Raw genomic sequence first — 8,310 nt, forward strand, 5'->3', positions numbered from 1 at the left:
GGGCACGGTGAAGATGAGCCGCCGCAGGCGGCGCGGCACGTTGGGCAGTTCGCGCCGGGAGCGGATGGCCGGGGAGTTGATGGTGATGAGCGCCTGCGTGATGATCTCGCCCATCATGAACATCATGAGGGAGGAGCGGGTGAAGAGGGACTCGAAGATGGGTTCGGGCTGCTGCTTCTTGAGGGCCGCGCTGCGCTTGAAGAGCGGATCCTCGAAGCAGGCCAGCGGGGTCCCCTGCGGATTGAGCTGCCGGGCGAAGAGGCCGCGGCTGACCATGGGCTCGCTCTTGCCGCCGGTATTGAAGCGCCAGGTCTGCTGCCAGGGGCGTTCGTCCCAGAGATAGCGCTTGGGGCTGGACATGCCGGTGCTGCCTTCGGCGCAGACGGCCTGCGTGGCCAGACGGGCGGCCTCCGGGCCGATGCGCACGGCGGACGGCCAGGCGAAGGCGGGCGTGCGTCGTCCCGAGCGGCGGCTGAGGGCGTCGTTGCCGAAGAGGGCATCCACGAATTCCACGCGGGTCTCGAAGGGTTCGGCATAGACGTGCTGGGGCTGGTCGAGGTCGCGCAGTTCCAGCAGGTAGCTGTCGTTGAGGTTGGTGGGACGCTGGGGCAGGGTCTCCACGAGGATGCCCGTCGTGCGGGAGTTGCCGATGTCGAGGATGAAATCCACATCGACGGGCGTGTCGCGGTCGGGATTGATGACCTGTACGGCCAGATCGTCCAGCGCCAGACGTACCACGTCCAGCCAGGTGAGATAGCTGGCGAGGTGTTCCAGCACATAGGGAGATTCGTCACGCCACGAGCCGTGGCCCCGGTATCTGCTTTGCCGGTAGGCCCCGTAGATGGCGGACAGCCATTCGTCCACCCAGGCCTCGTTGAGGAACCAGGAATTGTCCCGCACATGGTGGGCCAGCAGGAAATGCCCGTGGGCGGCCACGTCCTGCGGGGAGAGGGCGAAATAGCGGTCGCCCTCGGCGGGGCGTTCCTCCACCTGCGTGTCGAAGGCGATGACCACGCGCACCTGATCGGGGGAGCCGCCGTCGCGGGTGACGTAGGCGCGCGACCAGTTGGAGGGGCCGTATTCAAAGCGACGGCAGCCGTCGGGCCAGAGCTGGTCGAGGGTCCGCAGGAAGGGCACGGGCAGCCAGCGGCCTTCCCAGACATCCAGACAGCGTTCGGCGTTGATGTCGTAATCCGGTTCGCAGGGCTGGGCGGTGAGCTGGTCGATGAAGCCGCCTTCGCTCTCCGCGAGGCAGCGCAGATGATGCCTGTAGCGGCCCGCTCCGTCGTCATCGGTCTTTTTTTCTTCCCGGAAGTGGCGGCGCAGCTTCCTGAGCGCCTCCACGGGCACGCTCAGGTCGAGGAACTGCGGGCAGCCGCCGGGGATGATGCTCACCGGGGAAAGATAGCGCGGCAAAGTCTCCATGTGCATATCCTTTACTGTTTTCTGAAACGGGCCGTCCAGCGGGTATCGTCCCGGTCATGCTCGCGGCCCTTGCAGAGGGTGGAACGGCCGGAACCGGTACAGTCGATGCTGTGCGGCACGAAACGGGCGCCGTTGGGGCATTCGGCATAGGGGGACTCCATGTGCAGGCGCTGGCCCTGGAAGCGGGCCTTGCCCGGCCCCACGCAACTTTCCTGACCTTCCACGTGCTCGAAGCGCTTGCCGTTGCCGTTCCTGTCGAAGCAGTATTCCACGATGACCGGCTTGCCGGAAGGTTCGGCGGTCAGGCCCGTCTCGCTGGCCCAGCAGCCTTCCAGGAAGCTCAGGTCGTTCCGTCTGGCGGCATCCCTGGGGATCTCCATGTCGTTGCCCTTGCGCGGCGCGGGGCTGGGCTGGGGCTTGGGGGTCGGCCTGGGAGCGGGCTTGGGGTCCGGTCGGGGGGCCGGTCTCGGCGCTTCCTTCGGCGTCTCACCGAAGAAGGGTTCCACCGTGGCCGGAGCGGGCCGGGGCGCGGGGCGGCGGACCGGCGGATCGCAGAGGCCCGCCCGTTCCCATAACTGACGGTAGAGGGCTTCCAGTTCCGCTTCCTTGAGCGCGCCGCGTCGTCTTTCCGCTTTCAGCTCTTCCCCGTCCGGCTGGGCCGGACAGCCGCCGGGCAGGGGCGAGGGCAGCAGGCCGAGAGCGGCCGCAAGCAGCCAGAACAACAGGAGGAGCAGCAGCAGGGGCGGCAGCCAGGGGAGGCAGCCGCGTCCGCCCGCCATGCCCGGTCCGCCCGGCGCGGTCGCTCCGGCGGGGCCGGGGACGTCGGCGGGCGGCGGGGGAGGGGCGGGAGGCGTCTGGGCCGGACGGGAAAGGTCCTGCGCCTGTACGCCCGCATGAGCGGGGATGAAGCCCCAGTTGATGAGCACCGGCTCGCCGTCCACGCTCCAGAGGTCGTCCTCCGCCACATGGCGCAGCACGAGGGGCAGCATCTCGTCGGCTATGCCCGCGGCCACGGCGGGGGCGGCGGCGCGCTGTCTGCCGAGTCCGGCGATGGCGGTGGCGTAGCGGAAGGCTTTCTCCCGCACGGCCCGCGCCTCTTCCGGCGGCAGGGCGGCGAGCGGTCGCGGCGTGCCCTCGCGCTCGGAATACCAGTCGATATGCCGCTGGTCGGCGTCATGTTGCGGTTCGGCCAGCAGGGCGGCGCAGCGCGTCCCCAGCGCCCGGCGGATGATGCTGTGCAGCTGCGGGCGGCAGTCCGTGACGAGGATGCCGCGTACGGCCAGCGCCTGCATGTCGCCGCGACGGCTGCGGGCAAGATAGGTCTGCGCGAGGGCCATGACTCAGAGCCTCAGCGGAGCGGGACGGCTCTCCTTTGGCGCGGTGGACGCCGCCGGGGGACGGGCGTCCTCTGCCTCCGTTTTCTTGCCCGGCGCGGCGTCCGGCGCGGTCTCGTCCTTCTTGTCCGGCGCGGTCTCGGCCTTCTTGTCGGGCGTGGCGGCGGGCTTGGCGGCATCGCCGGACGGCGCGGCCTCGGCGGGCCGGGCTTCGAGGTAGGGGATCTTCCATTGCCGGAGGAAGCCGGCCACCGCGCCGCTGACCACGGCGATGCTGGATTGACGGTAGGATTCGCCGTCCAGCTTGATGAAGGTGTTGATGCCCACGACCTGTCCGGCCTGATTGACCAGCGGGCCGCCGCTGTTGCCCTGCGACACCGTGGCCGAATGCACGATGATGGCCGGGTCCCGCTCCTGTACCACGTTGACCGAGCCGTCGGAATAGACCACTTCCGGCACGGAGGCGGTATCGCCTTCCAGCAGGGCCTTGAACTTGGGATCATCCCCGGTGACCGCGCCGGGGAAGCCCCAGGCGCGCACCCGTTCGGTGCGCTGGACGCTGAACTAGAAGGTCAGCGGCGTGACGGGCGCGGGGGCGTCCAGTTCCAGCACGGCCACGTCGTGCCCGCCCTCCTCGATGCGGTGGAGGATGCGGGCCGCCAGCACCTTGCCGGTGGCCTTGTTGGTGACGAAAGCCTGCGCGGCGTCGCCCACCACATGGCCGTTGGTGACGATGTGGCGTTGCGAGATGAAGAAGCCGGAACCCATGGAGAGGCCGCGCGACTGCTGCGCGAGGACGAGCACCGTCCCCTGTTCCAGCAGATGGGGCAGGCTGTCGGCGCGGGCGGCGGGCGTCACTTCCTGCCGGGGGGCCTGCGCGGGCGGCGGGGCCTGCGGCGTCGCGGCGTCGCCGCTCTTCGGGGCGCGCGGCTCGGCCGGATCGCCGGGCAGCATGAGCGGCGGACCGGCTGTCCCCTCCGGAGGCGGCGGCAGGGTGGGCAGCTTCTCCTTGACGGTACAGGGGTCCTGCGCGAGCAGTTCCCGCAGCATCTTCAGATAGGCCTCGAGCGCGTCGTTGCGTTCCCGCACGGCGGCCAGCTCGGCCTGCTGCCGGGCTTCCAGCTCTCTGGCGGTCTGCCACTGGCGATAGATATGCCAGCCGAGCAGCGCCAGCAGCAGCACGAGGAAAAGGAGGCTCCAGAACAGCGGGCGGCGGTAGAAGGGCAGGGGAGGCGTTGCGGACGGCGCGGCCTCGGGGGCCGGGCGGGCCTCATCCTGCGGCGTCGTCTCGCCGCGGGCGGCATCGGGTCTGTCGTCAGCGGGGGGAGTGGTCTGGCTCATCTCGTAAACTCCGGGGCTGCGGGGCAGCGTGGCGCGGGGACGGGCCGACAGGCTCGGAGACGAGGCCATGCCGGACCATCCGCGCATTACTTTCGTTTGAAGCGGGCGTCCCAGGTGGTGCCGTGGCCTTCCTTCAGCTCCTTGCCGCGACAATGGGTGCGCGTGTCCGAACCGGTGCATTCCACCTGCTGCGGCACGAACCGGCTGCCGCGCGGGCAGGCGGCGTAATCGGCCTCGAAATACAGCTTGCCGTCACGGAAACGCGCCTGCGCCGGGCCGCTGCAGACCCGTCCGCCCTTTTCTCGGGCGAAGCGCCGTCCGCGTCCGTTCTTGTCGAAGCAGTATTCCGCCACCAGCGGCCGGTTGGAGGGGTGGGAATACAGGCCCGTCTCGCTGACCCAGCAGCCTTCCAGGAAGCTGAGGTCCTGCTTCTTGGCCGCATCGTCGGGGATGGTCATGTCATCGCCCTTGCGGGGCTTGGGCCTGGGTTCCGGTTTGGGTTCCGGCTTGGGTTCCGGTTTGGGTTCCGGCTTGGGTTCCGGTCTCGGTTCGGGCTTGGGCTTCGGCTCCGGCTTGGGTTCGGGCTTCGGCTCTTCCTTCGGGGTCTCACCGAGGAACGGCTCGATCACTTCCGGCTCCGGTCGCGGCTCGTCCGGCGTGACGGCGGGCGGGGTCGCCGGAGGTCGGCAGAGGGCCGCCCGTTCGCGCAGGCGGCGCAGCAGTTCCTCAAGTTCCGTCTCCAGCGGGGCGGTGCGGGCCTTCTCCTTGTCCAGCGCCGCCGTGTCCGGCGCGGGCACGCAGCCGCCGGGCAGGGGAGAGGGCAGCAGGCCCAGCGCGGCCAGCAGGAGCCAGAGCAGGAGCAGCAGGAGCAGCAGGGGCAGCAGCCACCAGAGGCAGCCGCGACCGTTGCCCGTGGGCGCGACGACAGGCGCGGCGGCCGCGACCGCCGCCGGTGCGGCGACAGGGGCCGTGCCCAGCCGGGTGAGGTCCTGCGCTTCCGCGCCGGGGACGCCCGGCGCGAAGCCCCAGTTGATGAGCACGGGCTGTCCGCCCACCGACCAGAGGTCGTCGTCCGAGGCGTGCAGGGGCGCAAGGGCCAGCAGCGCGCCGGAAAGGCCGTGCTCATGCCCGCTGGTCTCGCGCAGCCGTCGGGCGGCGTCGCTGATGTCGCGGGCCAGTCCCGCGGCTCGCGCCCGCAGGGCCTGCGCCTCGTTTTCCGGCAGATCGGCACAGCGCACGGGCGTGCCGGGGCAGTCGGCATACCAGTCGATGTCCCGCGTGGCGGCGTCATGCTGCGGCTCGGCCAGCAGGGCCGCATGGGCGGGGCTGAGGTGGCGCAGGATGAGACCGCGCAACTGGGCATGGCAGTCCGTGGCAAAAATGCCCTGTACGGCCAGCGCGCGCATCTCTCCGCGACGGGATGTGGCGATACGATTGTTCATGAGCATGTCCGCGGCAAGGGGGAAGGGCGTGCCCTCCGGCAGAAAGGCGCGCCCGGCGGCGCGTCGGGGCCTGTTGACGCAATGGACGGTCATCCTGGGAGGAAAGGCGGTCCCTCCACCCACCACAGACCGTCCGGGACGTTGACGTTATATATCGTTTGTTTGGGGGGAAGGGAGCGACCGAAAGGCGGCCCGCAGGGCCGTGCCCGTTAGGCGACACAGGAGCCTTACAGGCATCGACAGCAGAGCGAGGGCTTTCCCTTCCCCCAAACAGGCAACGAATAGTGTTGACAGGCCCTAGAGCCTGTCGGCTCTCATTTTACAAATAAGTTCAACATATAAGTCTATTACCCGTACACGCTCCGCTTGCCGTGGAGGCGGGGTCGCCTCGTGTCCCTGCCTCTTCCCCCGGTAAAAGCGCGCTGGGGAAGGGATGGGGGCTTGGGGGAAGGGGAACCCCTCCCGCGCCGGCGGAGGGGTTCCCCTTCCCCCAAAACAGACAGCGAATGGTGTTGGCAGGCCCTAGAGCGTGGCGCTGTTGTAGCCGTTCTCGTAGGCTACGAGGCGGCTTTCCAGTTCGGCCTGCGTGCGGACGAGATTGTCGCGGGACTCCTTCCACGCGGAGGCCTGTTGCCGCACCGGCGTGGGCTGGCGGCGCTTGGGCTGGGCGTTGGTGTAGTCCTCGGCAAGGGCCTGCTGGTATTCGGCGTCACGTTCGGCCATGGTCGAGGCCGTGGACTTGAGGATGAACGCCGTCTCTTCCAGGCCGGAGCGGATCTCCTTGTAGCGTTCGTCCAGCTCGGTGCGGGTGATGGCTCCGGCCTTGTACTGACCGATGGCGGCCTTGAATTCCTTGTCGTAACACTTCATGACCACGGTGGCGGCGGCGGTGGCCCTGTCCATGCTCTGGGCTTCCTGGCCGAGCTGCTGGGCATAGGCCTGCAGATACTGGGCGTCGCGCTTTTTGGCCTGCGACTTGCCGTAGGCGTGTCCGCCCACCGCGCCCACGGCCCCGCCCGCCACGGCCCCGGCCAGCGCGCCTTCCACCTTGCCGGTGCTCAGGCCGCCGATGAGCGCGCCGAGCAGTGCGCCTCCGGCGGCCCCGGCGGCGGTGCTGGTGCCGACGCTGTTCTCGTCCTTGCGCAGCTCCGCTACGGGAGTGTAACACTGCGGGTAGTAATTGACGGTGGTCTTCTGTTCGCCGTACTGGCTTTTGCAGCCCGTGAGCGTCAGGGCGGACAGAAGGACCGCACACAGACACAGGGTAAATGGACGACGCGGCATACTCCCTCCCGGCGTTTGCCTTGCTGCGTTTTTTCGCGGGGTCCCCCGCTCCTCCAACATACACGTTTGCCTCGTCGCAGGCAAGACGGCATGTCCGCGGCGCGGGCCGGACAGCCTCCCGCAAGGCGAAGGGAGGCGGCGGACATGCGTTGCGCGTCCTTTTTTTATGGGCTATGATGATCTTTACGGCGGCGTGCCGGACGGTACGCCCTTTTTCGTCATCCTGCGCACTTTCTGGAGGTTGTGCACATGAAACGCGTGATGAGTCTTTTTCTGGCCTGCGGCCTCCTGCTGTCGGCCTCGCTTGCCTTTGCCGGTCCCAAGCATCTGACGCTGGCCACAGGGGGCACGTCCGGCGTGTATTTCCCCCTTGGCGGGGCCATCGCCCAGGTCATCAGCACCAACAGTGACGGCAAGTTCTCCGTCACCGCGCAGGCCACGGGCGCTTCCGGCGAGAACATGCGCCTCGTGCAGGCCCACGAAGTGGACTTCGCTCTTGTGCAGAACGACGTGGCCGATGCGGCCTTCAAGGGCACCGAGCCCTTCCGTCCCGACAACAAGATGACCGACGTGGTGGCCATCGGCCGCCTCTATCCTGAATACCTGCATGTGGTCGCCAGCAAGGACAGCAACGTCAAGACGCTGGAGGACTTCAAGGGCAAGAAGGTCTCCGTGGGCGCGCGCGGCAGCGGCAATGAAGTGAACTGCCGCCAGATCTTCAAGTATTTCGGGCTGGCCTACAAGAACATCGAGCCCATCTTCCTGCCCTACGGCGAGACCGCCGACCAGTTCAAGGACCGTCAGCTCGACGGCTTCGTGTTCACCATCGGCACGCCCAACCCCGCCATCCAGGACATCACCACCGCGCAGGAAGTCGCCTTCGTGCCGCTGGAAGGCAAGAAGGTGGACGAACTCGTGAACACCTTCCCCTTCCTCGTGAAGGACGCCATCCCCGCCGGGACCTACAAGGGACAGGACAAGCCCGTGCCCACCCTGTCCGTGCAGTGCATCCTCGTGGTCAACAAGAACATGTCCGAAGAGGACGTGTACGCCATGACCAAGGCGCTCTATGACAACCTCGACGACGTGTCCAAGGCACACAACAAGGGCTCCGAGATCAGCGTGGAGCGTGCCGCCGAAGGCATCACCATCCCCTTCCATCCCGGCGCGGCCAAGTACTTCGCCGAGAAGGGCGTGAAGCTGCCCCAGTAGGCGGGACGGAGACTGAGCCATGTCGCGCGGTCGGAACGCTTTGCTCCTGCTGCTGGTCGTACCGGCGCTGTGCATCCTGACCGCCGCGTCCCTTTGCGCGGCCGCGGCGACGGAGGGATATCCCTCCGTCCTGCGGCTGCGCGTGACGGATGCCGCCGGGAGGACGCGCATCCTGCTGCCGTTCGGCAACGGCGGCGTTTTCGGCATCCGCTATATCCATTCCGTGGCGCGGACGCCGGTGACGGACTGGTTCGCCGTCAACGACGGCTGCC

Annotated in this window: 5 protein-coding genes and 2 pseudogenes; 2 read left to right on the forward strand and 5 right to left on the reverse strand. The window is 68.4% G+C overall.

The annotated features are described in order from the left end of the window. The 5 genes and pseudogenes from Q0K00_RS10520 to Q0K00_RS10540 all read right to left on the reverse strand — a co-directional run. Nucleotides 1-1,425: virulence factor SrfB (locus tag Q0K00_RS10520; RefSeq protein WP_297229317.1), on the reverse strand; the 1,425-nt coding region annotated here is incomplete at its 3' end. 11 nt (nt 1,426-1,436) lie between these two features. Continuing rightward, nucleotides 1,437-2,762 (reverse strand): SrfA family protein, encoded by a 1,326-nt coding sequence (locus tag Q0K00_RS10525; RefSeq protein ID WP_297229319.1) that lies wholly within the window; start codon nt 2,760-2,762, stop codon nt 1,437-1,439. Between the two features lie 3 nt (nt 2,763-2,765). Beyond that, nucleotides 2,766-4,280 (reverse strand): annotated as a pseudogene (locus Q0K00_RS11855) (trypsin-like peptidase domain-containing protein). After that, nucleotides 4,187-5,542 carry an SrfA family protein gene (locus Q0K00_RS10535; protein ID WP_297229321.1) on the reverse strand — a complete coding sequence of 452 codons (1,356 nt, stop codon included), beginning with the start codon at nt 5,540-5,542 and terminating at the stop codon, nt 4,187-4,189. The pseudogene Q0K00_RS11855 and the gene Q0K00_RS10535 overlap by 94 nt, the downstream one beginning before the upstream one ends. A 522-nt stretch (nt 5,543-6,064) precedes the next feature. Continuing rightward, nucleotides 6,065-6,826 carry a glycine zipper domain-containing protein gene (locus Q0K00_RS10540; RefSeq protein WP_297229323.1) on the reverse strand — a complete coding sequence of 254 codons (762 nt, stop codon included), beginning with the start codon at nt 6,824-6,826 and terminating at the stop codon, nt 6,065-6,067. Nucleotides 6,827-7,075: 249 nt separating this feature from the next. On the opposite strand from Q0K00_RS10540, the gene Q0K00_RS10545 reads away from it, so the two are divergent. Beyond that, complete coding sequence (locus Q0K00_RS10545; RefSeq protein WP_297229325.1) at nt 7,076-8,038, forward strand: TAXI family TRAP transporter solute-binding subunit; 963 nt, start codon at nt 7,076-7,078, stop codon at nt 8,036-8,038. Nucleotides 8,039-8,057: 19 nt separating this feature from the next. After that, nucleotides 8,058-8,310: pseudogene (locus Q0K00_RS10550) on the forward strand (hypothetical protein); the annotation flags it as partial.

It is taken from the genome of uncultured Desulfovibrio sp., assembly GCF_944327235.1.
Classification (GTDB): domain Bacteria; phylum Desulfobacterota; class Desulfovibrionia; order Desulfovibrionales; family Desulfovibrionaceae; genus Desulfovibrio.

Coding starts and splice junctions, on each gene's coding strand:
- Q0K00_RS10545 (WP_297229325.1), top strand. CDS start 7,076: ATGAAACGCGTGATGAGTCTTTTTCTGGCCTGCGGCCTCCTGCTGTCG.
- Q0K00_RS10535 (WP_297229321.1), bottom strand. CDS start 5,542: ATGAACAATCGTATCGCCACATCCCGTCGCGGAGAGATGCGCGCGCTG.
- Q0K00_RS10525 (WP_297229319.1), bottom strand. CDS start 2,762: ATGGCCCTCGCGCAGACCTATCTTGCCCGCAGCCGTCGCGGCGACATG.
- Q0K00_RS10540 (WP_297229323.1), bottom strand. CDS start 6,826: ATGCCGCGTCGTCCATTTACCCTGTGTCTGTGTGCGGTCCTTCTGTCC.